Origin of the sequence: Microcoleus sp. S36a_B3 (genome assembly GCF_036700745.1) — a bacterium.
In the GTDB taxonomy this organism is placed as follows: Bacteria; Cyanobacteriota; Cyanobacteriia; order Cyanobacteriales; family Microcoleaceae; genus Microcoleus.
The window spans coordinates 143,451-167,793 of sequence record NZ_JAUBPN010000014.1; the positions used below are offsets into that span (position 1 = coordinate 143,451).

Here is a 24,343-nt window from a genome sequence, read left to right on the forward strand (position 1 = left end):
ATTTTTCTACCGAATTCCATCAAAAATAGTGAGAACATCATCATGAAACAGCAATTATTGACGAAGGTTTTGGCGGCAAGCGCGATCGCCCTCAGCAGCCTGACAGTGCCTTTTGAGCCTAGTTACGGCTGGACTTCACCCACGGAAAAGGGATTTTCTTGCAGTACCGTCAGGGGCGCACCGGTGACGGTGTACCAAAACTCTCAAGGTGCGGTAGAGCCTTGGATTGAGTGGAATTCAGATTATTTTTCCGGTTCTGGCTACAATCCACAAACTCGGTGCCAATTAGTCAGCCAGCGCCTCGAAACCTATCGCCGCAACCGGGTGCTCAAGTACATTACAGCAGGCCGGATGAACGGCCAAAACGTCATCTGCACGGCGAATCAAGTCAACGGTTTGTGTCAAAATTTGATTTATACTCTCAGACCCGGCCAAGACCCGATCGGCTCTTTATATAATTTGTTAGCTTGGCGTCAAGGATATGTCGGGATGCCGTCTTTTGATGAATCCCGTAACATTCCTTACATTGACGTGAGGCCAAAACTAGGGGAAAGCACGGATGATGGGGCGCAATAGCCGATTTTTTCGCCATCCTCCAGCCTTGCTTAATGGTTGGGCAATTTTCCAGATTGAATGCATCTGTGTTGATCGGTGTTTGTACGCTTGAAATCTGCGGTTAACAGATCGATCGACAGCAATTCCTACGCAGGGCGGTGGGACAGTCGCCGCCACCTGATTCCCTGCTGGTGCTGAAGTGTGGGCAGTAGCGCGGGGTTTTGTAGAGTTGCTGCTGCCAAAATCTTTTTGTCAAGGCTATAGCTTGCGGTATACAAATAACGTTAAAATTGCCGTGAACCGCCGCCGGATTTTTAATGGCAAAGGTTTCTTGGTGGCAATTAACGATCGGGGCAGCGATCGACAGCCCGGTTTTGAGGTCTATACTTTTGAAGATGGAAGCGCGCCGACGCGAGAATTATTGGAAAAAATGGTTAAATCCAGTTGGGGAATTCCGATCGGTATACATTTGCAGTTCGTCTCGTCATGTCTGGGGAGTTAGCGATGAATTTGTGGAGTTCGCGGTTCGGGGCGCTGACAATCATCTTGACCGGTGCAATAACGGCGACAGCAATTGTCGGCCAACAATATGCTGCTTGTGCCAAAACAGCGGAAGAAATTGCTCAGGTAGCAACTTTGAGCACCGTCGAAGTTAACAATACGCTGGGTTTTGCTACTAGCGGTTCGGGAGTAATTATTGCAAAACAAGGCAATATTTATACAGTTCTGACGGCGAATCACGTTGTTGCTAGCCTCGCCCAAGAATACAGCATTCGCACTCATTTAGAAAAAAATTATAGAGCAATCAGAATACAGCGGCTGCCGAAAAACGACCGCGATATAGACTTAGCTCTGATCCAGTTTTACAGCCGAGACAATTATCCAGTAGCGCCAATTGGCGAATCAAAACGTGCTGTAGTCGGTTCTACTATTTACGTTGCTGGCTATCCACTGCCCATCGCTTCTTGGTATGAAAGAAAACTCGAATTTACTGCTGGTATTGTTTCTTCTCGTCTCGATCGCGCATCATCGGGATACGGACTGCGATATCAAGCTGTCACCAGGCGCGGCATGAGCGGCGGGCCTGTATTTGATGCTGATGGCACCGTTGTGGGAATTCACGGTCAGGGTGATACTGTTGGTACGGTGCTCAGCCAGTGGAACGGTCAAATTGAGGAAATTAAAACTGGGTTGAATGCAGCAATCCCGATCGATTCTTTGATGTCGTTGCGATCGCAAGCTAAACCTAACGGGTTTGATATTCTCAGCAATATTTCGATCCAGCGCGGCTACAGCCAAACTCAATCGAATCTGGGGCCAGGAGGCTTTGTCTGCGATACCTCCACCGGCGAACCGATGACTGTTTATCAAAATCCGCAAGGGTTTAGGGAGCCTTGGATTCGCTGGAATTCTAATTTCTTTTCGGATTCTGGCTACGATCCTCTGACTCGCTGCAAACAAGTGACTCAGCGCCTGGAAAATTACAGCCGCAACAAACAGCTAAATTATGTCACTGTAGGCACTGTAAACAATCAGAAAGTGATTTGCACCAGCAGCCGCGTTAACGGGCCCTGCGAAGGTTTGATCTACACGCTGCGCCGCGATCAAGATCCGGCTCCAGCACTCAGCAGTTTCTTTGTGTGGCTGGGGAATCAGAAGGCTAGACCTTCTCTTTTTGAAAGTAGCAGTCCCGTTTATATTAATGTTGGGGAACGGCTGGGGTTAGATGTTAGCGAACCCTAATTTGTAATAGACTGCTGGCAAAATTTAGAAACAATCTGGAAAAACATCTGCGTTTATTTGTGTTTATCTGCCTAAAATCTGCGGTTTTCATAGCGCTCCAAGACTCGTGGAAGAAATCTGATCGGCGATATTTTTTCGGCAAAATCGCGCTGATTTGCTTGTGAAAATGTCGGGCGCACTCATCTAAAAATTTGAGATATTTGAATGATTTATAATTGGCAATAACAGAAATAGCGATATTTTGCAACAAATAAGTTATAAAATTACTGTTAAATTAATCTAATCCAAATTTTTCAGGTATCAAGCATGACTGCAACTACGTCGAAGGCAACGTCAGCCATCCCCAGTTTTTGCGAAGGAATCCAGTATTTCTCCGAAACAGTGCCGGGTTTTGAGACTTACGGGAAAGCACCCGCGATCGCCCAGGGGAGCAAGTCGATCGCCGATGCGGCAGATCCCGCCGCCGTCTTTCAAACAATGCTGGGAGCAGATGCCCTGCGCTACCTGACGCTGCAAGTCACCGCCAGCAAGGCATCGGGACATCCGGGGGGTTTTGCCAGCCAAGCCGAGGCTTATGCCGCGTTGGTGATGCTCGGACACAAGAACATTGTCACCGAAGTGGGGCACCACGCGCCGGGATTTTACAGTGCCATGTTTCTCGATCGATCTTTAGAAGATATGGGAATTGTCAACGTGCAGCAAGTGCGCGATAAATTCCGCGAAAAAGACGGTTTGTTAGGACATCTTTCCGGTTTCATTCCCGGTCTTTTAGCACCTGCTGGCCCCCTCGGACAAGGACAGCATTTTGCAATGGCGGGAGCGCTTTTGCATCCCGGAAAACTGTTTGCTTTCACAATGGGCGACGGCGGCATGGGCGAACCCTATCCAATGAGCAGCATGGGGCATTTCCACACTGCTTATCCCAAGGCTACTAACTTTTTACCAGTGTTAGTTTGGAACGGATATTCCCAAGAACATCACAGTATGGTTTCGACAAAAACTAATGCTGAAATGATTGCTTATTGGCAAGGAAACGGTTTTGAAGAAATTATCTTAGTTGATGCTAAGGAATTTGACGATAAAAATCAACCGGAAGCTTATGTTGACAGCACTGCTTTTTCACTCGAACAGCGGATGGCATTTACCAAAGCTGTTTTACAAGGAGTTGACAAAGCGGCAAAATCTGCTCTCGGCGGCAAATTGACTGTGTTTATTATCAAACAGTTGAAAGGTGCTGGCGTGCACGCATTGGGCGCAAAATCTCACAACCTTTATCCAAAAGATACCCTCGATGCTCCGCACATTATCAGTGCCTTAAAAGAGCGCGCTTTGACTGCTGAGGCGTGGCAGTTGGTGCGGACAAATTGCGAGCGTGCGGGCGGCGGGCCTGCGGCGAAAACAGTTGTTACTGAGTTTACATTGCCGCTGGCAGATTTGGGCGAATTGCCTTTAGAAGAATTTGCGGTTGGCGGAGAAGCCAAGATTTCGACAACTGCAATGGGACGTTTGGTAGCGAAAGTCGGCGAGTGCGATCGCACTTTTCTTGTCACCAATGCTGACGGTAATGAAGCATCGGCAATTGCCAACATCAACCAAGCTCTGAAAATCATTCACCCGACGACGGATGACTTGTACAATCAATCGCCAAACGGTCAAGTTTACGAACCTTTGAGCGAAGATGCTTGCGCGGGTTTGGCTGTAGGTTTATCGCTATTCGGAGCGCGGAGTTTGTGGTGTTCCTACGAATCTTTTGCCATCAACGGTTTACCAATTTGGCAAACTGTCACCCAAGCAATGGCAGAATTGCGCCGTCCAACTCCGGCTGCTGTCACCTTATTTACAGCGGGTGCATTGGAGCAAGGCCGCAATGGTTGGACGCACCAACGCCCGGAAATTGAAGCTTATTTTGCGGCGATGATGCGTAACGGTAATGTGTTTCCTTTGTTTCCACCGGATGCTAACAGTATTCAAGCTTGTTACGATTGGGCTTTGAGTGCCAGAAATAAGGGTGTTGTGATTACTGCGAGCAAGTCTCCGCTGCCAATTCGCACTACTTTTGAACAGACTCGCCAAGGTTTGGAAGATGGTGCAATTGTGCTGCACGAAGTCGCTTCTCCGCAAGCTTCCCAAAATCAAGGGGGAAGCAAGAAAGTTGTGTTTGCTGTTGTCGGCGACATGACTTTAATACCGGTGTTTGAAGCCGCAGCATTTTTGGAAACCGAAGGGATTGGAGTGCGGATTGTTTCGGTTGTGAATCCGCGCCGCTTGTACCGTCCAAGCGATGTTGCTTGGGATACTTGTTCCGAAGCTGACGGCGGCTTTTTGAGCGATGAGAATTTTGCCAAAATGTTTGGTGGAGATGCCTTGATTGGCGTGACAGGCGGTGCTTCTGGGATGTTGGAACCTGTGATGCTCCGCAGCAATTGCCCGCGTGATACTTTCGCTTGGAAGCGGGGGGAAACTACTGCTAGTGCGGGTCAGTTGATGGCGTTTAACGGGTTGACTGCTGAGGCGTTGACTAAAAGGGCGATCGAGCTAGTTCATTAAGTTAGAATGTGAAAGAATGCCCCTGCCTGGTTTTTACTAGGTAGGGGCTAGCAATATTTAAAATAGGATGGTGATAGCTGTGACTGCACAAGTTTTAGAAGAAGTAGTTACGCTTGGGGAACAGCGATTAATTCTGCCCGGTTATTATAGTTGGGAGCAATTTGAGGCTATAGAGTCTTTGATGGCAAACTCTTCTGGTTTGCGGATAACTTATCTTGATGGGTGGATCGAGTTTATGACATTGGGCGAAGCACATGAGGAGATAAAAAGTATTTTGGCTATATTTATAGCACTTTACTTTTTCGAGAAAGGGATTAACTTTATCCCTGTAGGAAGCGCAACTCGCAGAAATCGAGCCAAAGATGTCTCATTTGAGCCTGATGAGTCTTATTATATAGGTGAAAAGAAAGAACATCCCGATTTAGCAGTAGAAGTGACAATTACTAGCGGTAGTACAAATAAACTAGCTAAATATCTGCGACTTCGCATTCCAGAAGTCTGGTTTTGGGAAAATAATCAGTTGGCTGTGTATGGGCTGCGCGAGAATGATTATGAGCTAATTTCTAAAAGTGATTTGTTGCCGGAATTGGATTTAGAATTGTTGGTGCGTTGTGTTTTAATGCCTTCAAGGATTGAGGCAAGAAAGGAGTTTTTGAAGGGGATTGGGCCGCAGTAAGCTCGACTTTGTTCGCTAAGTTTTGAATGGGATTTCATGCTGTCCCTACCAGGGTTACACTAGATAAGGGCTAGCAATATTAAAATAAAATGGCTATACCTATGACACCACAAGTTTTAGAAGAAATAGTTACGCTTGCCGAACAGCGATTGATTCTCCCCGGTTATTATAGTTGGGAGCAATTTGAGGCGTTGGAATCTTTAATGGCAGATGCGCCTGGTTTGCGAATTATTTATCTTGATGGGTGGATCGAGTTTATGACATTGGGCGAAGCACATGAGACAATCAGTTGTATTCTTAATTTTTTGATACAACTCTACTTTTGTGAAAGGGAAATTGAATATATTCCTGTAGGAAGTGCAACTCGCAAAAATCGAGCCAAAGATGTCTCATTTGAGCCTGATGAGTCTTATTATATAGGTGAAACGAAAGAGCATCCCGATTTAGCAGTAGAAGTGACAATTACTAGCGGTAGTACAAATAAACTAGCTAAATATCTGCGACTTCGCATTCCAGAAGTCTGGTTTTGGGAAAATAATCAGTTGGCTGTGTATGGGCTGCGCGAGAATGATTATGAGCTAATTTCTAAAAGTGATTTGTTGCCGGAATTGGATTTAGAATTGTTGGTGCGTTGTGTTTTAATGCCTTCAAGGATTGAGGCAAGGACGGAGTTTATTCAGGGAATTCGGCATCAGGAGTTGAGAGAAGAGAGGAACAATTAATTTGTCTAGTGAGGCAGAACACCAAAAGAATGGAAAATTAGGCTAAACTGGCTTTATAAATACCAAATTCCCTTTCCCATGAGCTATCGCAACATCATTACAATAGAACCAGGTAAGCGTGGTGGCCAGCCATGTATCAGACGAATGCGGATTACCGTGTACGATGTTTTGGGCTGGTTAGCTGCTGGTATGTCTCATGCAGAAATTTTAGATGACTTCCCAGAGTTAACAGAGGAAGATATTAGAGCTTGTCTTGAATTTGCTGCCGATAGAGAACATCGTTTAATTGCCGTAGTAGGTGAAAGGTGAAATTACTGTTCGATCAAAACTTGAGCCGGAAGTTAGTGAATCGCTTGGCTGATATCTTCCCGGATGCTAGTCATGTTCAGTTTCACGGGTTTACAGAAGCTATGGATAGCGAAATTTGGGATTTAGCTAAAATTCAAGGGTTTTGTATTGTTACTCAGGATGCTGATTTTGCAGAAAGAAGCCGTCTTTATGGTTCTCCGCCAAAGGTGATTGGGCTGCGGTGTGGCAATACACCTACCAGCAGTGTGGAAGCAATGCTTCGAGCTGGAGCAGACGCAATTCAAGAATTGAGCGATAGCGCTACTTTGGATTGTCTTGAGCTTTATTGACGAATAAACTTTTAAATTAAGTTAATTGCCAACCAATGGCGATCGCTCTTTCATTTTAGGCGATCGCTCATCAGAAACAAGAAAGGGCGATCGCTCTGCGGGATAGCTACGCTTCACGCAACTCGTAAAATTATCACAGTGTTTGGTATTTGGTGTGAAGGGCGATCGCACCACTGAAGGGATTTACCCGATGCTCAGCAATTCATGAGGATCTCCGCCAAATTTTGGGGGTTTGCGAAATGGTGGTAAGCTTTCGATAGATAGGGATGCGGACATTCCTTTTGTGTTTGTAATGACTATTGCGCTCACACATCTCAATTAACGCCAGTATAATTGTAGTTGTTTGTCATCAGGGCTTTATGTTAGCACTCAAGTTTAAAGACCCCCAACGTCAGCTATTTTTGGCAATTCCTTTGACAGCGTATAACGATTTCTTCAAGCGTGAATTTACCATCGCAGTTGTGGAAGATTACCAGTTCAAATTATTAGTATATGACGTAGAAGAAGAGGTGATAGCTTTATGGAAAAAGTAGACAAATATCGGGATTGTATCAAACAAGTTCTCACAAAATATGCTGCATACAAGCCTTCTTATGGAGAAGTGGATGTGCAAGTTGTTTTTGACACAGAACACAATCATTATCAAGTTGTTCGAGTGGGTTGGGATAACAAACAGCGAGTTTACGGTTGTCCTATACATCTCGATATTAAGGATGGCAAAATCTGGATTCAGCAGAATGGAACAGAAATCGATTTAGGGCAAGAGCTGGTTAATATAGGTGTGCCGAAGTCTGATATTGTGGTTGGGTTTCATCCACCTTATATGCGTCAGTTCACAGAATTTGCAGTGAATTAAAACTAACGTTGATGCTTTTGGTTGCATAAAGAGCGATCGCTCTTTATGTGTGAAGGGCGATCGGTCATCAGAAAAAGCAAACAGCGATCGCTCTTTATGATTGGTGAGGCGATCGCTATCTTTACAAGCATCCCATGAGAATGGTGGAAATGATAACATTGTGATTGTAAAAAAAGGTTGGGTTGAATTCATAAAACCCAACCTACTAGAGCATCCAGCCTAACTTACTGGGTAAAATAAATCCCAAAAACTAGCGATAAAATTTCTGACCATCTGAATAAAAAACAATATCGTTACGGATACCATTGGGATAAAGGTAGGGCATTTTCAGATCAGACAGACCATCATTATTATTATCGATGGACTCAATCCGCCCAACAACAGAATTTGGGTTCAAGTTACCTTTACCGCTTCTCCACCAGATGCTAGAGTTAAAGTTCTTCCCGTCCGAGGTCAATACCCATATTCCAACATCAAAGTTTCCATAGTCATACAGACAAGCAATATCGGACTTTTTATCACCATTGAACTCACCAACAGTACAACTAACTATTTTTGAGAAGTTCGTATCTCCCCGACGTGTTGCATACCATTGTTGCCAGGTTTTACCATCATTGACTTCTACTGCTACAGCAAGAGAGCCTACCTCTCGAATCCGAGCTTCCTGAGTTTGTGTGCCATCAAACTTTCCTCGTAATCCAGATATTTGTGAATATGCTGCTTCAATCGAACTAAAAACTGTAGCTACGACACCGATAGAAATTAAAAGTCTCATGAGTATTTTCATAATGGCCTCCCAGCTAAAAATGTACAAAAATGGTCAATCTTCTAGCTAACTATTTATTAGACCGCAACAGCGGCATAACACGCTACTACAGGGTATAAAACGGCAAGCATTCTAACCATAAACTTAGGTTTAAATAATTCTCCCATTATTTATTAATAAATCCGGGCTTTTTTTAGTCAAAAAAGTCTTATTTTGCCGATAACTTTCTCCTACTTCCACTCTCTTTAAATCTAGTTGTGTACTAAAATATCTAAAAATATACTAAAATATCTAAAAATGTGATATAATACCCAAAAAATCCCATCCTCTTGACCCGATGAATCTGAAAGAAATGCTAAACCTCGCCGATCGCATAGTCTTTGAGAAAACGGGTCAACACCTTGACGATTTACAAGAGGCGGTACTAAAAGCAACTTTACAACACGATACATACAAGCACGTAGCCAAAGACTTTGACTGTTCTGAAAGTCGTGTTAGGAATGCGGCTTCGGAATTATGGCAATTACTTTCAGAAGAGTTGGGAGAAGATGTCAATAAAAAGAATTTTCGCTCGGCAATTCACAGGTTTCAAGTCTCTAATGTTTCAAACTTTGCAAAAGATGTTGTAGGAATTGGTATCTTTAACCTGTGTGGAGAACCTAGACACCCGCCAGATATATCAAACTCACATAATGACGAAAAATCTAACCCACAACAAACCAAAACTCTACATCAAGATTTAAGCGAAATGCCGGAGTTGGGTGATTTCTTCGATCGCACTCCCGAACACCAAACCCTCACCACCTGGATTCTACAACAACACAGCCGCCTCATCACCCTCACCGGCATCAGCGGCATCGGCAAAACCACCCTAGCAGTACAACTCGTACAACAAATCAAAAACGAGTTTGAGTACACAGCTTGGTACACCCTAGACGAATTCCCCACCATAGATAAATTTCAATCTAACCTAATACAGCTTTTTTCTAACTCACAAAAACAAGATTCATCCCCAACAAACCAGAAATCATTACCGTTAATTAAATATTTACAAAACCATCGCTGTTTAATAATATTAGATGACGTTCACAACCTTTTTTGTAGCGGCGAATTGGCAGGAAAATATAAACCAGAATGCGAAGAATATCGCACTTTATTCAAACAAATAGAAAAATTATCCCATCAAAGCTGCTTGATGTTAATCGGTTGGGAACAACCGAGAGAAGTGACTCAAGTTAAAAACCAAAATACTTCCATTCGTAGCTTACAAATCAAAGGTTTAGACATCGCAGCCGGACGGAAAATTCTGATAGATTATGGGTTAGCAGAAAGCGATAACATTGAAACACTCATTCATCGCTACCAAGGCAATCCCCTATGGTTAAAAAGCGTGGCGACTCTGATTCAAGAATTGGGAGGCTGCGTCAATCAGTTATTACCAAATGATACCATATTGTTGCCCGAAGATTTGAAAGATGTTTTACAGCAGCTATTTAGCCGCCTATCCGAACTAGAAAAACAAGTAATCTCCTTATTAGCCAAAGCAAGCGATGCAATTAACCTCACCCAATTGCTAGAAAATAGCCAAATTCCCGCCTCAGATTTGGTAAATGCGCTGCAATCTTTATCGCGTCGCTGCTTGATAGAACAACAAGCAAAATTTTACACTATTTCACCTGTATTGAGGCAATATGCCACAATAAGACTCGGCGCTTGAAACCGGGCAACCACGGGGGGATTTCCCATACTTTTCAAAGAAAAAAAACGACGGGTTTGTGTAGGGGCGGTGCCCCCGTGCCCGCCCTCCGGGTTTCTTGATATTACGAATAAATACCAAAGAAACCGGGTTTTTCAGCGAGATTAAAGGCTTCGATGCAGTATTTTCTCCAAAAACCCGGTTTCGACGCACCCGTGCGATCGCAAACTAAATAGAATAAATTAGATAGAATAATCAGTAGTCGCAATTCCATTGTTTGCCATGACGCTGAAAGAATTAGAGCCTCAACTGCTGGCACTCTCTGACGACGAAAAAGCTCAAGTTGTTCAACTCCTATCTCAGGGCAAAATCACCCTGGGGCGCGGTATTGAAAAAACGCCTGATGTCTGTGGTGGCAGTGCCTGCATTGCAGGAACTCGCATCACCGTTTGGGGACTTGTCGAAGCTCGTCGCATTGGTTATAGCGAAGCCGATTTACTCACAAGCTATCTATCTCTCTCTGCTACTGATATTGCTAACGCTTGGGCCTATGCCGAAGCTTTTCCCGATGAAATTGAAACAGAAATTAGGGAAAACGATCGACATTAACTTATCAGCTAGTAATGCTTTGCCCTATATGCTTCAAGACTTGAAATGCCGATCGCAATTCACTACGCACAGTATAGATCGAAAATGCCCGCGATAACCCGTATTCGGGCGTAGGTTGAGCCATAAGTTTCACAAACAACACATCATCGCCATTCGTCAACATCCCAAATCTCGGTTTATCCAGATCGGGATTTGCCATCATGTATGCTAATGCTTGGGGTAATGCCGATCGCACCGAAATCGTAGTCTTCTTACACTCCAAAACCATTACCCAAAGCTGATTCTGCAAAATCAAAATATCAATGCGTCCGCGCAGCGTTTCTTCCCCATCATCGATCGCAATTTCGACCGCAGCCTCAGCCTTCATTCTAAACGGTGGATCGTAGAAACCCGCCAGTTCTAACAAAGGTGATGCCACCAGCAAAGTCACTGACCCTTCTAACAACTCTCCATCTGCTCTATGATATAGCAATCTGCGTCGTAGCGTATCCAAAGCAGCTTGTTCAGAATCGCTGGGATTTGGCAATTGGGCTAGCCACTCAGTAAAAAAAGCCTCATCCTCAGTTCTGCTCAAATTCAACCTTGATTCAGCCTCAGCAAGGCTTTTAATAGCATCTGTAACTGCAATAACCTTTGCCATGCGTTCACCTTTGATTCAAGCAGTTAATTTCCAACATTGATTAACTTCATTTTATAATAAAAAACTCAAACACGAGTGATTTTTTTTGATTTGGAGTCCCTATTTTTGTTATGCTAAGCAAGGGCTACTGATTTTTATTCGGAGCATTACGCCCATGATATTACAAGTTTCAGAACAAATAACAACTCTTCAAGAACAACGCTTTCTCTTACCCGGTTATTATACTTGGGAGCAGTTCGAGGCGCTAGAAAGCTTAATAAAAGATGCCCCAGGCTTGCGAATAACTTATTTAGATGGGTGTGTGGAGTTTATGACAACTGGTGAACCGCATGAAATTTTCAAAAAAATGCTAGCTATTTTGCTAGAAGCTTACTTTTTTGAAAAAGGTATTAAGTTTATTCCAGTTGGCAATGCAACTCGCAGGGACAAAACTCAAGATGTGTCATTTGAACCAGATGAGTCTTACTATTTAGGTGACAAAAAAGCACATCCAGATTTAGCAATAGAAGTCACTATTACCAGCGGTGGCATAGATAAACTAGAAAAATACAAGCGTTTGAAAATCGCTGAAGTCTGGTTTTGGGAAAATAATCAGCTTGTGCTTTATGGACTCCAGGAAAATAATTACGAGCAAATTTCCCGCAGTGAATTTTTGCCAGATTTAGATATTACTTTGCTAGTTCGTTGCGTGCAAATGTCTGATATTTTAGCAGCAAGGACTGAATTGATCGAGAGTATTCGCCAGCAGTAATAATGCTGGAGGTAACATCACCGACTGGGGCAACCGGGCGCGGGATTTCCCGTACAAAACGCGCTTGTGCAGACGCGAGTGCGTTCAAGACTGTTCTATGGAGTTTCTGTCCACCAACAAAAAAACAAAAACCGGGCAACTTCACAGCTACCCGGCTATCCAAACTTTAGACTTCAGATAAATCTCAAATCTCAAACCTAAAATTATTAAACAGCGACAGTCTTCTTAGTAGAAGAGCTCAATTCGCCCTTAGCATACTTAGCTGCGAAATCGTCCAAAGAAACTTGCTTGATCTTTGTACCTTGACCGGCGCAACCAAAAGAGTTGTAACGATCGCTACAAACCTTCTGCATATACTTGATCGACGGCTTCAAGAAGTGGCGCGGATCGAATTCTTCGGGCTTAGCAAACAAAGCTTCGCGCACCGCAGCAGTAATCGCCAAACGGTTGTCAGTATCGATATTGATCTTGCGCACACCGCACTTGATACCCTTTTGGATTTCTTCCACAGGTACGCCGTAGGTTTCGCGGATTTTGCCGCCGTTGCTGTTTATGATTTCCAGCAATTCTTGGGGTACAGAAGAAGAACCGTGCATTACCAAGTGAGTATTCGGCAAGCGGCGGTGAATTTCTTCAATGCGGCTGATTGCCAAAATTTCGCCAGTCGGCTTGCGAGTGAACTTGTAAGCGCCGTGAGAAGTGCCGATCGCCACTGCGAGAGCATCAACGCCGGTTTGCTCAACGAAATTAACAGCTTCTTCGGGATCTGTCAGCAATTGATCGTGGGAAAGCGCACCTTCAAAGCCGTGGCCGTCTTCTGCTTCGCCCATTCCTGTTTCCAGAGAACCCAAGCAACCCAGTTCGCCTTCAACGCTAACGCCGATCGAATGAGCCACTTTCACAACTTCGCGAGTAACTTCAACGTTGTACTCGTAGCTGGCCGGAGTTTTAGCATCCGCTTCCAGAGAACCGTCCATCATTACGCTGGTGAAACCTTGGCGCATGGCAGAATAGCAAGTGCCGGGGGCATTGCCGTGGTCTTGGTGCATTGTAATGGGAATGTGAGGATAGGTTTCAACTGCCGCCAAAATCAAATGGCGCAGGAAATTTTCCCCAGCGTAGGAGCGAGCGCCGCGAGAAGCTTGCAAGATCACAGGGCTGTTGGTTTCGTCAGCAGCGCGCATGATCGCTTGGATTTGCTCCATGTTGTTGACGTTGTAAGCCGGTAGGCCGTAACCGTTTTCAGCCGCGTGGTCGAGCAGCAGTCGCATAGGTACAAGCGCCATAGATATTCCTCCTAGTTATTTGTGTTTCTGGGCCGTGAATTTTAGACAAGCTCAATTCTTACGATAATCTTAAGACAATTTGTAGCCGATCGCGCATTATCTTTCCAAATTTCTACTTAAAAGCTCAAAAAACAAAATTTCGAGCTCCGAGCATTCAACTCGAAACTCAAAATTCTAGATTTTTAATGGGTCGCCCGGGATTTGAACCCGAGACCAATCGGTTAAAAGCCGAATGCTCTACCGCTGAGCTAGCGACCCGTGTAAACGTTGTTACCGCAGACAATTTCTAACAGTAGCACCCATCATTTAAAATAGCAAGTGTTTTTTAGAAAAAATTTGCAGTCATCCGCACGATCGTCTCACAAGTCGCTCCCGGCTGCAAATAAATCAAGTGTTCGCCAGTGTTTAGAGCATTTCCAGGAGCAGTCCAAGGTTCCAGACAGTAAAAATCCTTGCCCTCGATCATCCAGAAGATCAACTTCCCATAGCTGGAATTGTAACTGAGGGTGAGCCGCAAGCCCCGCGCCGCGTCAGTAACAATAGCAGCAAGACCCGTGAGTTCATCAAAGGAAATATCTATTTCATCCAGTGTCGGGTCAAAAACCCCCGTGAAATAACCCTTAGAGTGGGTATTCCGATCTCTGTACTGCATCCCCGGAATCTGAAAGCGCAGATTTGTCTTGTCGGGAGCGAAAAAGTAAGGGTGCAAGCCGCTAGAAAAGGGCATGGGCTCGACACCAAGATTGGTGTATTCCTGCACAATTTCCAAAGAATTGCCTTTAATTTGATAAGTAAAAGCTAGCTGGAAATCAAACGGATAAACAGCTTGAGTCTTCTCGTCGCTTTTAAGCACTAGGGTAAGAGCCGCGCAACCCTCCGTGACTTGTTCCGTCGCCGTCCAAGGCAAATCGCGAGCAAAGCCGTGTCGTTCGAGCTGGCGCGAGACTCCTTTGTAGGTGTAGGTCTGGTCGGCGAGATTGCCGCAGATGGGAAACAAGATGGGAATCCCGCCGCGTACAGTTTGATCGGGATTGGCGAACCGTTCCGCGTCCAAGTACAACATTTCTTTGCCTTCAACCAGCCAGCTAGTGGCAATACCGCCCCGTTCCGGCACAACTTCTAGAGTAGAGTTAGCGGTTTCGTCGGAGAGGATATAGGTTTTATACTGCTTTTGCTTCAGCGCGATCGCAAACACATTTGTCATCAGTAGTAGGTCGTCGATCATTGGTTCTTAGTAAATCGGTCGTAATTGGTCGCTGCTAGTTGATTTTTGCCCATTACCGCCCCTTTTTTACCCCTGTGCATCATAGATCCGACTTTCATAGGCCGTCCCCATCCTCGCAGTTATTATAGGAGGCAGCGCGATCGGCTGCTTAGACCTATCTCTGCTGGTGTCTGGAATGTTCCTGCGTGTCTGCTGCTCTTTGACCTCGACTTTGAAAGATAGAGCCCGAGGCGGGGGAAGATAGCTTTGGGGACTCATCGCCCCTCCTTGACTCCCAGATAGGGGCGCAATAAACGGTTCTTTGATGAATGGCTCTTTGGTAAACGGATCTGCTTCCCGGTTAGGATTTTGAGGTTGAGTGTGGTAGATGCGCGGCGGCAAATCTTGATTTTGAGGCGGGCTTGACTCAATTGCAGGCCCAGCGCCGTTCTGAAATAATGAGGAGTTGTCCGGCTGTTTGGGCGCTGCAGGCAAAGCTGGCAAAATCGGAGTAGGTTTGGATGGTGCTGAGTCTGGCAGATTGCTTTCACCTGGTGTTTTGGGCGAATTCAGCCCTGGCCCGTCGATACCGCTCTTGGCTGGGGACAATGGATAGTTTGGAGTTTTTGGTGTGATTCCTGAGTTAATTGTGGCATCTAGAACTACAGAAGATCGCATTGGGCGATCGAAAATACTAGAAATTTGTTCGACGTGTTTGAGAATCCGATCGCCCGCCGCCCCATTCACCACCTTCGGCTGAAACTTTTTCACCTCCACAGGCAGAAATTCTACCTTCATATTCCTGTCTTTGAGCGATACTTTCAGGACTGCAGTATCGTAATCGCTGCGAGCATTCGCGCCGAATATAAAATCACCCAGCGAGTAAACAATTGGGCGGCCTTTGTACACTTCTGCACCTTGGAGGACGTGGGGGTGGTGTCCCACTACCAAATCTGCTCCTTGGTCGATCGTAAACCGAGCCAAATCAATTTGCCAATCTCCCGGATAATCTGCCAACTCAACTCCCCAGTGGTAATTAACAATAATCCAGTCTACCTGACCCCTGAGAGCTCGAATATCCTCTGCCACGCGATTGTTGCGGCGGGGATTAGTACCAGCTTTCCCTTGGTCGGCAGAGTTAAGGTCGGTATCATAATAACTGAGGTAAGCGATCCGCTGACCCTTCACCTCAATAATATCTGGACGCCTAGCTTCTTTAATATTTTTACCGGCTCCCAGATGCCCAATTCCAGCATTATTTAGAGTATTTATAGTCTCCACCAGCCCCGGTTCCTCGTAATCCATAGCGTGGCTGTTTGCCAGATTGACAAGATCCACTCCTCCCGCTGTTAATATTTTCACCAATTCTGGATCGGCTTTAAAATTTAATTGTTTTTTATTCTTGGTCAAGGTAGAGGTAGTCAGGGGATTTTCTAGATTAACCATCGACACATCTGCTTGCCGGTACTCGTCCATATTGGCAAAAGCCCAATCATAATTGTTACCGGCAGATGCTCCGATCGCATCCGATAGATTCACATTTCCCCCGAACATCAGCGTTACGGTGGGATCGTAGGGATTAGCAACCTGCTTTTGTTGCACTACTGGTACTACTTCCAAAGCCGCTTGCACCGAATCTGGACGTTTGGGAGGCGGCCCCGAAATTAGCCCAGCTTGCTGGTACGGCGAGACTGGAGATACTAACCGCACGGCCAGAGCCTCGTGGTAGCTCACCCAGCACCCTAAAATAAATGAAGCAAGTGCCGATCCCACTAGCAGCAGAGAACGATACGTTTTAAATTTAACCCAATCTATGACGAATAGGGAACGATCGCGCCGCTGCCGCCGATTTGCCGGAGTCACAATTCGCACCGACTGTTTCCAGAGAATCTCTGGTTCTCCCGCCAACCGCGCGTGAATTCGCACCCCTTCTACTGCTGGGGAATTGAGTCTCCAGACTTGGTGACAAATAAATTTGACTAAGCTTTCCCGGAGAGTGCTCCCCAGTAATGTAGTATCCGGCGCAAATTCCCGCTGGAATTCTACTAAGATTTGGACGCAGCCGGCTTGAGCTTGTTCGACGCGAGCATAAATCCCTTCGGGTCTGAGCAAGCTGTCAATCCAGTAATTCAGGGCTTGAAAGTTACCCGATCGCGCTAGTTCCAACATAGACGGCTGCGACCAATTTTCTGCATATACCATAAATTATCCTCCTTAACACATCGATCACTTTAATTTGTTGTCAACTAACAGCCACCGCCGGCCGAGTACCGCTGCATGGTGGGGGCGCAGCATCTGAATTCCACCGCAACTTCAAAAACCTCGAAAGGATTGCTGCTTTGGCTTCAGTGTCGGACACATTAGGGGAGTGCTGAGAATATCCTCGTACCCCTCGAAATCTTCCCGGACAAGCAGCTTTATATATATTGCAATATTTCTGCTTCCGGCGCGATCGGCATCAAGTTCAAACCCCCGACATTCACAGCGAAAAATTAGCTTTTTCTGCGGTCGCTCGGTCTCAGAGGTCTGCCCAGAATCCGAGCAACTAAAGCGAGGTATAGCCGAGTCTCAGAAAGATGATGTACTATGCGGCATAGGGCATAGGCCAAACCGGGCATAGGGCATACCTCACAATGCTTGATCACCGCTATATGATGCACCTAAATTTAGCTATTTAGCCAATAAACCCAGCCTTACAGCAGACATAAATGGGTAACTATAGCAACAACTATTTAGCTACTTCTTGATTAAATTTTTGCTTTTTGTTGTTCGTATTTTTGCTAATACGATTTAAATTTATCCGGTGTTTTGGCCATATATTTGAGTTTAATTAAACCATTAACATTAGCAATATTAATCGCTATCTGGTGTTTGCATCAGCAATAAATCGTCTTTTCCGTCCCGACGATACGATTAAGATTCGCGAAGCCGAACGGTTATCTTTACGCTGAAAGGACTGTTTGGCTTGTTGATAAAGTTTAGCTTTGTGCAGTGCCACCTTGACCGAAGAGAAACTAGACTTGTTTGGCAAATCTGTTTCGAGGCAAAGATATCTCAAACCCGCGTCCACACCATAAATTCTAGTGATATTTAGTGGAGCGAGAGCAGGCATTTTAAGCTGTAGATTTACCATCAATTAATCAGTCTTCGAGAATTTCCGACAGACAATCTTCGCAGCACCGATATCCTTGCACTGAGCAATCAGATAGATGTGCTGGTTGTAGCCGTCGGGAGGACAATTCGACCATCTAGCGTGTGAATACTGACTTGACGCTCGGTTTTAAAGTCGCAGTCACGCTGGTAGTTGAGCGTGCAAGTCCCGGAGGTGTACTTTGGAGCTTTGTCGAGCCCCTGGTATCGCCCTTTGGTATGCCGGTTCTCGATCGGTTCGCCTCTAATCGCTAAGGGGCTTTCCTATTTTGCTTAACTTTACTCTACAGCGTCTTAAAGTCGCGGCCACTTGTTCGATCGCAATTTCTTCCCACAGTCCGAACTGTTTTGAAGTCGCGGTCTGAAACTGTTGATTTTCCGTTGGTGATTGGATTGCCCGATCGCCCGAAAATCCTTATTATCAGGTGGGATATCAACAGCTCGATCGCAGAATTATACTATGTAAAAGCGGTCTGTGCAATCATCGCAGAGCATTTGTGCGCTGCCTCAAGCACCGCGACAGGGAGATCGAGTCACGAAGAGTTTTATCATGTCGGCTCGATTGAGCGCAGTAAGATTCGATCGCGCGTGCGGAATGCAGGTATTGCAGAACTGAGCGGACGGTCATCCGCAATAAGCAGTAAGACACAATTAATTACACAAAACTCTGGGCTACAAGCCTTGTCTAGTAAAGAATCAGCAAAAAATCAGTGTGTAATTAATTCTGTCCAATTACTTACGAACTGTGTTTATTCTCGCTTGCTTGGTGTCTCTGAGGGTTCGATCGCTCCCTCAAATCCTGATTCTGGGATGTATTGTGGCAAATGCGTCTGGCGAGAGATGTCGGTGGCTGCAAAATCTGCGATCGGATAAATGGCGTACTAGATAGATTTAGTGGTAAAATCAAATTTAGTAACACCCATCGGTGTTGAAGTTTCAAAAAAACGTGAAACTGGCTCGTCAATATGGCTGCCTTCCGATGTCAAACCCAAAGTACGTTACGGAACAATTGGCATAGGAGTCCAGTCCTTATAGGACGGCTTTCATGATAAGTTACGTATTGTTGATTAGCCAGATGTCACAATCCGGTCTCAACTCTATAAATCCCAAAAATCTCAAATAGGTTGGGGCATCAACTATCGGAATAGGCAATGTCAGGCAAGCTGTGCTTGCTGAAAGCTATTTGAAATCCAGAATCCCTATGCCTTGAGGTTGGGGATTATGTCAATGTAAACAGGCAATCTTTTTAAGCAAATACACTGCGCAGGAGAACTGACAAATGCTACAGCGCAAAATCTATCAACTCTGTTGTGATGGTCGTGAGGTTTCTATTTTTCTTCGAGATCAGCAACGTTGGATAGAGCGCGCTCGTATCCTAGATATTGAAGGGGATCTAGTCACGCTGCGCTACGAAACCGACGAAGAAGATGAAATTAGCTCCTGGGAAGAAATGGTGCGTCTAGAAAGTATTGGAGCTGTATCCCAGAAGTTGGCTTCGGTGTCGAGAACTAACTGCGAACCCCTAGTTTCTGACGATTGTCCCGAAGCGGAACAAATTCGCAATCATTACCCCGACTCGAATTTAGATTAGTTTTGAGCTCGTGCTTGAATCAAAAATAAGATTTGGGGGAAAATCAAACGATTTTTCTCCCTTTTTTCTGGAAGAATTACCAAAAAATTGGGTTTAAGCAGAATATTTCTTGCCTCAGTTTTTTTGATAAAATTTTGGGGACGCTGCGGGGATCAACGTATCACAAGAAAAAAAAGATTTTTGTGGGACGGACAGGGGAGCATCTGGGGCTTTGTAAAAAGCATTTTTTGATGATAGTGCTGTCCCCGCTCTCGTATTGTACTCGCGATCGGGGACAGCACTATCAATACAAAACACAGATGCTCCCACGGACACGGCGCTAGCCTGTCTTAAGCTGTTGTGCATTTAAATTGTATATTTCGACGATCGATCAAAAATCTTCTCCCCCTCTCCCCCTCTCCCACTCTCCCACTCTCCCACTCTCCCCCTCAATCACCACAGACAATTGGGATGCACAACAGCTTAGCTAGAGCTTGCAACTCAAGTATCTTGATTAATGCAAAACAGAGAAGCTCTCCTTTGTTTGTCTTGGTGCGGGCTGGTTTTAATGTGCCCGACAGTTTAATCGCCTTCTGTTTCCGCATCTAGGAAAAGTTCTGACTCCGATATCGATTCAAACACCGGACAGTAACCGTCGGGAGTAACTTTAAAGCCAAACAAAGGACTGGACTGGTTCCAACAGCGCTGGCCGCGGTAGTGCTGGCAATTGCCGCAGCATTCGAGGTTGGTGGCAACGGGGCTGCCTTGAAAAAGCAGTTCCCGCTGGGAAATGCCGCGCAGTACAAGTTCTTCGCCTTGCCAGCGGGCTTCTACTAAACCGGTATCGGCAAAGTTGGCCCACCGAGGATCGGCTGTTATCGGACTCGGCAAGCTAATTGCTACCTCTGTGCCTAATTCGCTGAGTTCTCCTTCATAGTTAGTTTCGGGGATCGCGGGCTGCAAAAACATTTCCCCGATCGGCAATTCAACGATCGTACCCGTCGCCGGAGTGTGCAACTGATAGCGGTTGCGGAGCTCCTCTAAGTTAGACAAATCAGCCAAATAGGCGGGGGAACCATGCACAAAAATTACGTGCTGGGGACGCAAGTTGTGGATGAGTTGGGTAGTCCCCGGGCCGTCGCAGTGTTCGGCTAGCAAATAAGTTTCGAGGCTTCTGACTCCTGATTCTGCCCAGTTAGGCAGCCAGTCCCGGAGCGGATATCCGGGTTTTTGAGGTGCGAGCAAAATCCAAGGATTTGTCTGATCGGCAACATACAAATTCAAATCAGCAATGCGGTCAGTAATCACAATACAAGGTGTAGAACCCAATCCGGCGCGCCCTTCGGCCGACAGTCGGCGGACGCGGGGTTTCACCCTGTCGTCCCAAAATAAAGGTTGGTGCAGAGCAAAATTTTGGACAGCCGTGGGAAATTGGGGCAGCAGTTCCAGATAAGCGTCGCAGCCGTCGGCGACGGTGCCGTCTACCCAAATATCCAAGTCGCGACCGGTGAAATAGTGGTGGCTGCGGAGCAGCATCAGCAGTTCTTGACCCAAACCGATCGCCGGTGAGGGCAGGAGTACCGAGTACCCGTCGCCGATCGCCCGGTGGATGCGATCGGCTAATTGATTTTCCAGTTGTCGGCGGTGAGGGTGGCGCGCCGTGCCGTAACTGCCTTCCAAAATTAACACGTCCGGCTTCATGCCTCGGAGTTCTCCCAGCGGCAAACCTTCCACCAAACGAGAATTGGACAGGAAAAAGTCGCCCGTGTAAACGAGGGTGTAGGTGCGGTGGGGGGCTGTATAGGTCAGCAGTACAGTGGCCGCTCCGGGCAAATGGCCCGACGGGAACAACTGCACGGTCAGCCCAGGCCGCAGTTCGATCGACGACTGCCAGGGCAGTCCCTGACAGAACCTGGACTCCGGCTGCTGAGATTGTTCCGACCAGTTGAGCGGTAGCAGTCGCGCTGTGACTTCGCTGGCGTAAATTGGCAAGTGCGGGAAAGACTTGTGAAGTGCTAGCAAACCTCTGGCGTGGTCGGAGTGGGCGTGGGTGCACACCACAAAATCGGCTGGGAGTGATCGATCTAGTTTCGCTGACAGGGGCGAGACATCCTGTACACCGCAGTCAAGTAAAATGCGGTGGGGCCCCATGCGGACTAGCAAACAGACGCCTTCCTGTGCGTGGCCTGCGCCGTAAGGTAAACAATCGAGATCCATCACTGGGTTTAGTCCCCTGTTTTGCGCGCAATTTGCAGTATCGCGAGATCTAAAATATGGGCTGCGACTGCATTCATTTTGATCGAGTTCAGTTACCGACGCGCGATCGACCAGCTTTGACAAACTAAAAGACTTTGTTGCCACCACGGCTCCCGACAAACAAAACGGTCGCTCCTACGTTGTCGGCGAAGATCCTAGAGTTTAATCTGGGTTCGAAGGCTCCGGCTCCCGTGCAAGGAAAGTAATAGAACTTTAAGAGTTGATGCAGCGCCAAGAAAGCGATTTTCCGAAGGCAGCGACCTTGGGTTTTTGCCTTTCGACAAACTTAATGCTACTGGTTCCGGGCATCAACAGTTAAATTTTATTGCACCTTGTAATAGCAGCGAACTCGATCTCGTATTCTGAGTTTTAAATCTTTTTTCACAATTTGCGCCTGCTAAAAGCTAATCTTTATTTATGAGAAGATTTTAATTCAGCAGCCCAAAGATGTTGACAAAACTTTACAATTCTTCATCTCTAGGGTTTTGAGGGCGGTGTATAGTCCAATAAGAAAAACTTAGAGAACCAGACTCGCGCTAGCTAACTGCTGCTGTCAGGGCAGAGAGGGAGTTTATGAGTTCGATCGGTTTCTTTGTAAAAGTTTGATACATTTTTCTAAGCAAACCTTGTGGCTATCCAGGAGAGAGTTTAAATGGCTTTTGGACCTGCATCTCAATTGGGCGTCGCCCTATTTGAAGACACAGACCCTGTTCAGTTGTGGCCCGGACGCTCGGATGAGGAAGCCGCCACCGTAATTCAAGCAGTGTACCGACAAGTTTTGGGCAATGCTTATGTAATGGAAAGCGAACGGCTTGCGGTTCCCGAATCGCAGCTCAAACGCGGCGAAATCAGCGTCCGCGAGTTCGTGCGCCAAGTTGCGAAATCGGAACTTTACCGATCGCGCTTTTTTGACGTTTGTCCGCGCTACCGCTATACGGAGCTGACTTTCAAGCACCTGTTAGGTAGAGCGCCAGAGGGCTACCAAGAAACGAAGCATCACAGCAATATCCTCGATGCAAGCGGCTTTGAAGCTGATATCGATGCCTACATCGACAGCGACGAATACCAAAATGCTTACGGGGAAGACATAGTACCGTATTACCGCGGGTACAAAACCCAAACGGGCAAGAACATGGTTGGTTTTACCTATATGTTCCAACTGCTGCGCGGTGCTTCCAGCAGCGACCTGAAGGGCAGTTTGGCTGGTAACAGTCCCAAATTGTACAAGCACGTAATTCAAGAAACCCCCCTAGCTGTAATCGCTCCTTCGGGCGGTTCGGACGGCTGGGCGTTCCAAGATTCGCCCGTTGGCGCTCGGACTCGTCACGGAGCCGGAGCTGGCGAAGAAGGCAAGGTATACCGGATCGAAGTTACGGCTTATCGATCGAATGTGGTCAACCGCGTCTCGAAATTCCGCCGCAGCAACCAAGTCTATCTGGTTCCTTTTGACAAATTATCGCAAGAGTACCAGCGGATTCACCAAATGGGCGGCGTGATTGCTAGCATCACACCGGTGAGCTAGGAAACAGCAAAATGTTTGAGTAAGGCGCGTATTGCGAACGCTACCTTAAGTGCGGATGCAACGCTGAGTGGGGTAGGGTACGCAGTGCGCGCCTTACAGTTATTTTGGATGCAATCTACTCGCGGAATTTAACAGAGTAGAAAAGCAGATTTTCAAAGGTTTTTATCAACAGAATAGGAAGGGGGAAAAGTACAAATGGTCAGTACAGCACCAGCAGTAAAATTCGGAATAGAAGCTTTTTCGGGCGCACCAGTTGAGCTGTGGCCGGCGAGCGGTTTGGAAGAATTGCAAGTCGTGATTCGGGCAGCCTACCGGCAGGTTTTGGGCAACGCTTACGTGATGGAAAGCGAGCGTTTGACGAGCGCAGAATCTCAGTTGTGCGATGGTAGCACTTCCGTGCGCGACTTCGTGCGGGCGATCGCCAAATCTGAAATGTATCGCGCCCGATTTTTTGAAACAGCTTCTCCTTACCGATTTGTCGAACTCAATTTCAAACATTTGTTAGGTCGAGCACCTCAAGATCAAGCCGAGATTTCCGAGCACGTTCGCCGGTACAACGAACACGGTTACGACGCAGAAATTGATTCTTATCTTGACAGCCAAGAATATCAAGAAAACTTTGGCGAAAATACCGTACCTTTCTACCGCGCTGCTGTCAGCCAAGTCGGTCAAAAACAAGTAGGCTACAACCGGATTTTTGCTCTGTTCCGCGGCCCTGCCGAAACGGACACAAATAAGGATTCTCAGCTAACCTATGCTGTGGCCACTAACAGCACCAACAAGATTGTACCGCCGATGTCTGGAGGCCGTAGTGGTTATGCCGACGCGACTGAAAAGATGTTTAAGATTGTGGTGCAAGGTGCTAAGTACAATCAGCCTCGCCGCCGCAGCACTGTGGAATATATTGTTCCCGGTAACAGAATGACTCCCCAAATTCAGCGGATTAATCGCACGAGTGGCCGAATTGTCAGCATCACTGAAATTGGATAATTGGTAATGGATAATTGGTGATTGCGAAGGGTAATTGCGACGGTAAAGCAAAAGAATGAATGATGAATTCAAACTTGAGAAATTACCAATAAAAAAGAGGAATTACGCATCGTCGAAGCGTGCAAATTTTGACAATTTGCGAGTTACCAATTACCAGTTATATCGT

At 46.2% G+C, this 24,343-nt stretch carries 24 protein-coding genes and 1 tRNA gene; 17 read left to right on the top strand and 8 right to left on the bottom strand.

The annotated features are described in order from the left end of the window. The first annotated feature begins 42 nt into the window (after positions 1-42). The 8 genes from QUA01_RS16885 to QUA01_RS16920 all read left to right on the top strand — a co-directional run bounded on the left by QUA01_RS16885 (position 43) and on the right by QUA01_RS16920 (position 6,881). Positions 43-576, top strand: coding sequence for a COP23 domain-containing protein (locus tag QUA01_RS16885; RefSeq protein WP_333091112.1), 534 nt, complete (start codon positions 43-45; stop codon positions 574-576). 178 nt (positions 577-754) lie between these two features. Then, positions 755-1,057 carry a hypothetical protein gene (locus tag QUA01_RS16890; RefSeq protein WP_333091113.1) on the top strand — a complete coding sequence of 101 codons (303 nt, stop codon included), beginning with the start codon at positions 755-757 and terminating at the stop codon, positions 1,055-1,057. Beyond that, complete coding sequence (locus tag QUA01_RS16895; RefSeq protein ID WP_333091115.1) at positions 1,042-2,298, top strand: COP23 domain-containing protein; 1,257 nt, start codon at positions 1,042-1,044, stop codon at positions 2,296-2,298. Before QUA01_RS16890 ends, QUA01_RS16895 begins: the two co-directional genes overlap by 16 nt. A gap of 306 nt (positions 2,299-2,604) precedes the next feature. After that, complete coding sequence (locus tag QUA01_RS16900; RefSeq protein ID WP_333091117.1) at positions 2,605-4,845, top strand: phosphoketolase; 2,241 nt, start codon at positions 2,605-2,607, stop codon at positions 4,843-4,845. Positions 4,846-4,924: 79 nt separating this feature from the next. After that, positions 4,925-5,521: a Uma2 family endonuclease gene (locus tag QUA01_RS16905; RefSeq protein WP_333091118.1), complete on the top strand. Its 597-nt coding sequence runs from the start codon at positions 4,925-4,927 to the stop codon at positions 5,519-5,521. Between the two features lie 101 nt (positions 5,522-5,622). Further along, entirely contained in the window at positions 5,623-6,243 is a 621-nt protein-coding gene (locus tag QUA01_RS16910) for a Uma2 family endonuclease (RefSeq protein WP_333091169.1), read from the top strand. A 78-nt stretch (positions 6,244-6,321) separates the two neighbouring features. Beyond that, the gene (locus QUA01_RS16915) at positions 6,322-6,552 is read left to right on the top strand and encodes a DUF433 domain-containing protein (RefSeq protein ID WP_106148543.1); all 231 of its coding nucleotides are present in this window, start codon (positions 6,322-6,324) and stop codon (positions 6,550-6,552) included. Beyond that, positions 6,549-6,881, top strand: coding sequence for a DUF5615 family PIN-like protein (locus tag QUA01_RS16920; RefSeq protein ID WP_333091120.1), 333 nt, complete (start codon positions 6,549-6,551; stop codon positions 6,879-6,881). Before QUA01_RS16915 ends, QUA01_RS16920 begins: the two co-directional genes overlap by 4 nt. Positions 6,882-6,902: 21 nt before the next feature. Here the strand turns inward: QUA01_RS16920 and QUA01_RS16925 are convergent, their stop codons facing one another. Next, positions 6,903-7,055: a hypothetical protein gene (locus QUA01_RS16925; protein ID WP_333091121.1), complete on the bottom strand. Its 153-nt coding sequence runs from the start codon at positions 7,053-7,055 to the stop codon at positions 6,903-6,905. 185 nt (positions 7,056-7,240) lie between these two features. On the opposite strand from QUA01_RS16925, the gene QUA01_RS16930 reads away from it, so the two are divergent. After that, positions 7,241-7,414 (top strand): element excision factor XisH family protein, encoded by a 174-nt coding sequence (locus QUA01_RS16930; protein WP_333091124.1) that lies wholly within the window; start codon positions 7,241-7,243, stop codon positions 7,412-7,414. Beyond that, a complete protein-coding gene (locus tag QUA01_RS16935) occupies positions 7,402-7,737 on the top strand; it encodes a XisI protein (RefSeq protein WP_333091125.1) in 336 nt (111 codons plus the stop codon). The genes QUA01_RS16930 and QUA01_RS16935 overlap by 13 nt, the downstream gene beginning before the upstream one ends. A gap of 250 nt (positions 7,738-7,987) precedes the next feature. Here the strand turns inward: QUA01_RS16935 and QUA01_RS16940 are convergent, their stop codons facing one another. Then, positions 7,988-8,524, bottom strand: coding sequence for a hypothetical protein (locus QUA01_RS16940; protein ID WP_333091127.1), 537 nt, complete (start codon positions 8,522-8,524; stop codon positions 7,988-7,990). A 316-nt stretch (positions 8,525-8,840) separates the two neighbouring features. On the opposite strand from QUA01_RS16940, the gene QUA01_RS16945 reads away from it, so the two are divergent. Both QUA01_RS16945 and QUA01_RS16950 read left to right on the top strand, forming a co-directional pair. Continuing rightward, a complete protein-coding gene (locus tag QUA01_RS16945; RefSeq protein ID WP_333091129.1) occupies positions 8,841-10,220 on the top strand; it encodes an NB-ARC domain-containing protein in 1,380 nt (459 codons plus the stop codon). Between the two features lie 261 nt (positions 10,221-10,481). Next, positions 10,482-10,808, top strand: coding sequence for a DUF433 domain-containing protein (locus QUA01_RS16950; RefSeq protein WP_333091131.1), 327 nt, complete (start codon positions 10,482-10,484; stop codon positions 10,806-10,808). Positions 10,809-10,812: 4 nt separating this feature from the next. Here QUA01_RS16950 and QUA01_RS16955 read toward each other — a convergent pair whose 3' ends face one another. Further along, the gene (locus tag QUA01_RS16955; protein WP_333091133.1) at positions 10,813-11,448 is read right to left on the bottom strand and encodes a type I restriction endonuclease; all 636 of its coding nucleotides are present in this window, start codon (positions 11,446-11,448) and stop codon (positions 10,813-10,815) included. 154 nt (positions 11,449-11,602) lie between these two features. Here QUA01_RS16955 and QUA01_RS16960 point away from each other — a divergent pair, with 154 nt between their 5' ends. Then, a complete protein-coding gene (locus QUA01_RS16960) occupies positions 11,603-12,199 on the top strand; it encodes a Uma2 family endonuclease (protein ID WP_333091135.1) in 597 nt (198 codons plus the stop codon). 206 nt (positions 12,200-12,405) lie between these two features. Here QUA01_RS16960 and fba read toward each other — a convergent pair whose 3' ends face one another. The 4 genes from fba to QUA01_RS16980 form a co-directional block, all read right to left on the bottom strand. Continuing rightward, positions 12,406-13,485 carry a class II fructose-bisphosphate aldolase gene (fba, locus tag QUA01_RS16965; protein ID WP_333091137.1) on the bottom strand — a complete coding sequence of 360 codons (1,080 nt, stop codon included), beginning with the start codon at positions 13,483-13,485 and terminating at the stop codon, positions 12,406-12,408. A 186-nt stretch (positions 13,486-13,671) separates the two neighbouring features. Continuing rightward, a tRNA-Lys gene (locus QUA01_RS16970) sits at positions 13,672-13,743 on the bottom strand. Between the two features lie 67 nt (positions 13,744-13,810). After that, positions 13,811-14,710: an aldose epimerase family protein gene (locus QUA01_RS16975; protein WP_333091138.1), complete on the bottom strand. Its 900-nt coding sequence runs from the start codon at positions 14,708-14,710 to the stop codon at positions 13,811-13,813. Positions 14,711-14,776: 66 nt separating this feature from the next. Beyond that, on the bottom strand, positions 14,777-16,891 hold the full coding sequence (locus QUA01_RS16980) for a CapA family protein (RefSeq protein ID WP_333091139.1): 2,115 nt from the start codon (positions 16,889-16,891) through the stop codon (positions 14,777-14,779). 1,296 nt (positions 16,892-18,187) lie between these two features. Here QUA01_RS16980 and QUA01_RS16985 point away from each other — a divergent pair. Further along, positions 18,188-18,712 (top strand): hypothetical protein, encoded by a 525-nt coding sequence (locus QUA01_RS16985; RefSeq protein WP_333091140.1) that lies wholly within the window; start codon positions 18,188-18,190, stop codon positions 18,710-18,712. 406 nt (positions 18,713-19,118) lie between these two features. Further along, positions 19,119-19,430 (top strand): DUF6679 family protein, encoded by a 312-nt coding sequence (locus QUA01_RS16990; RefSeq protein WP_106148100.1) that lies wholly within the window; start codon positions 19,119-19,121, stop codon positions 19,428-19,430. Positions 19,431-19,991: 561 nt separating this feature from the next. On the opposite strand, the gene QUA01_RS16995 is transcribed toward QUA01_RS16990, so the two are convergent. After that, on the bottom strand, positions 19,992-21,626 hold the full coding sequence (locus QUA01_RS16995; RefSeq protein ID WP_333091142.1) for an MBL fold metallo-hydrolase: 1,635 nt from the start codon (positions 21,624-21,626) through the stop codon (positions 19,992-19,994). A 691-nt stretch (positions 21,627-22,317) separates the two neighbouring features. Here QUA01_RS16995 and QUA01_RS17000 point away from each other — a divergent pair. Next, positions 22,318-23,187, top strand: coding sequence for a phycobilisome linker polypeptide (locus tag QUA01_RS17000; protein WP_333091144.1), 870 nt, complete (start codon positions 22,318-22,320; stop codon positions 23,185-23,187). A 195-nt stretch (positions 23,188-23,382) separates the two neighbouring features. Then, on the top strand, positions 23,383-24,177 hold the full coding sequence (locus QUA01_RS17005; protein WP_194065652.1) for a phycobilisome rod-core linker polypeptide: 795 nt from the start codon (positions 23,383-23,385) through the stop codon (positions 24,175-24,177). Positions 24,178-24,343 lie beyond the last annotated feature (166 nt).

What these genes read in the sequence shown, in the direction of transcription:
- QUA01_RS16885 (WP_333091112.1), top strand. Translation starts at nt 43, where the DNA reads ATGAAACAGCAATTATTGACGAAGGTTTTGGCGGCAAGCGCGATCGCC.
- QUA01_RS16895 (WP_333091115.1), top strand. Translation starts at nt 1,042, where the DNA reads ATGTCTGGGGAGTTAGCGATGAATTTGTGGAGTTCGCGGTTCGGGGCG.
- QUA01_RS16900 (WP_333091117.1), top strand. Translation starts at nt 2,605, where the DNA reads ATGACTGCAACTACGTCGAAGGCAACGTCAGCCATCCCCAGTTTTTGC.
- QUA01_RS16910 (WP_333091169.1), top strand. Translation starts at nt 5,623, where the DNA reads ATGACACCACAAGTTTTAGAAGAAATAGTTACGCTTGCCGAACAGCGA.
- QUA01_RS16915 (WP_106148543.1), top strand. Translation starts at nt 6,322, where the DNA reads ATGAGCTATCGCAACATCATTACAATAGAACCAGGTAAGCGTGGTGGC.
- QUA01_RS16930 (WP_333091124.1), top strand. Translation starts at nt 7,241, where the DNA reads ATGTTAGCACTCAAGTTTAAAGACCCCCAACGTCAGCTATTTTTGGCA.
- QUA01_RS16935 (WP_333091125.1), top strand. Translation starts at nt 7,402, where the DNA reads ATGGAAAAAGTAGACAAATATCGGGATTGTATCAAACAAGTTCTCACA.
- QUA01_RS16940 (WP_333091127.1), bottom strand. Translation starts at nt 8,524, where the DNA reads ATGAAAATACTCATGAGACTTTTAATTTCTATCGGTGTCGTAGCTACA.
- QUA01_RS16945 (WP_333091129.1), top strand. Translation starts at nt 8,841, where the DNA reads ATGAATCTGAAAGAAATGCTAAACCTCGCCGATCGCATAGTCTTTGAG.
- QUA01_RS16950 (WP_333091131.1), top strand. Translation starts at nt 10,482, where the DNA reads ATGACGCTGAAAGAATTAGAGCCTCAACTGCTGGCACTCTCTGACGAC.
- QUA01_RS16955 (WP_333091133.1), bottom strand. Translation starts at nt 11,448, where the DNA reads ATGGCAAAGGTTATTGCAGTTACAGATGCTATTAAAAGCCTTGCTGAG.
- QUA01_RS16960 (WP_333091135.1), top strand. Translation starts at nt 11,603, where the DNA reads ATGATATTACAAGTTTCAGAACAAATAACAACTCTTCAAGAACAACGC.
- fba (WP_333091137.1), bottom strand. Translation starts at nt 13,485, where the DNA reads ATGGCGCTTGTACCTATGCGACTGCTGCTCGACCACGCGGCTGAAAAC.
- QUA01_RS16975 (WP_333091138.1), bottom strand. Translation starts at nt 14,710, where the DNA reads ATGATCGACGACCTACTACTGATGACAAATGTGTTTGCGATCGCGCTG.
- QUA01_RS16980 (WP_333091139.1), bottom strand. Translation starts at nt 16,891, where the DNA reads ATGGTATATGCAGAAAATTGGTCGCAGCCGTCTATGTTGGAACTAGCG.
- QUA01_RS16990 (WP_106148100.1), top strand. Translation starts at nt 19,119, where the DNA reads ATGCTACAGCGCAAAATCTATCAACTCTGTTGTGATGGTCGTGAGGTT.
- QUA01_RS16995 (WP_333091142.1), bottom strand. Translation starts at nt 21,626, where the DNA reads ATGGATCTCGATTGTTTACCTTACGGCGCAGGCCACGCACAGGAAGGC.
- QUA01_RS17000 (WP_333091144.1), top strand. Translation starts at nt 22,318, where the DNA reads ATGGCTTTTGGACCTGCATCTCAATTGGGCGTCGCCCTATTTGAAGAC.
- QUA01_RS17005 (WP_194065652.1), top strand. Translation starts at nt 23,383, where the DNA reads ATGGTCAGTACAGCACCAGCAGTAAAATTCGGAATAGAAGCTTTTTCG.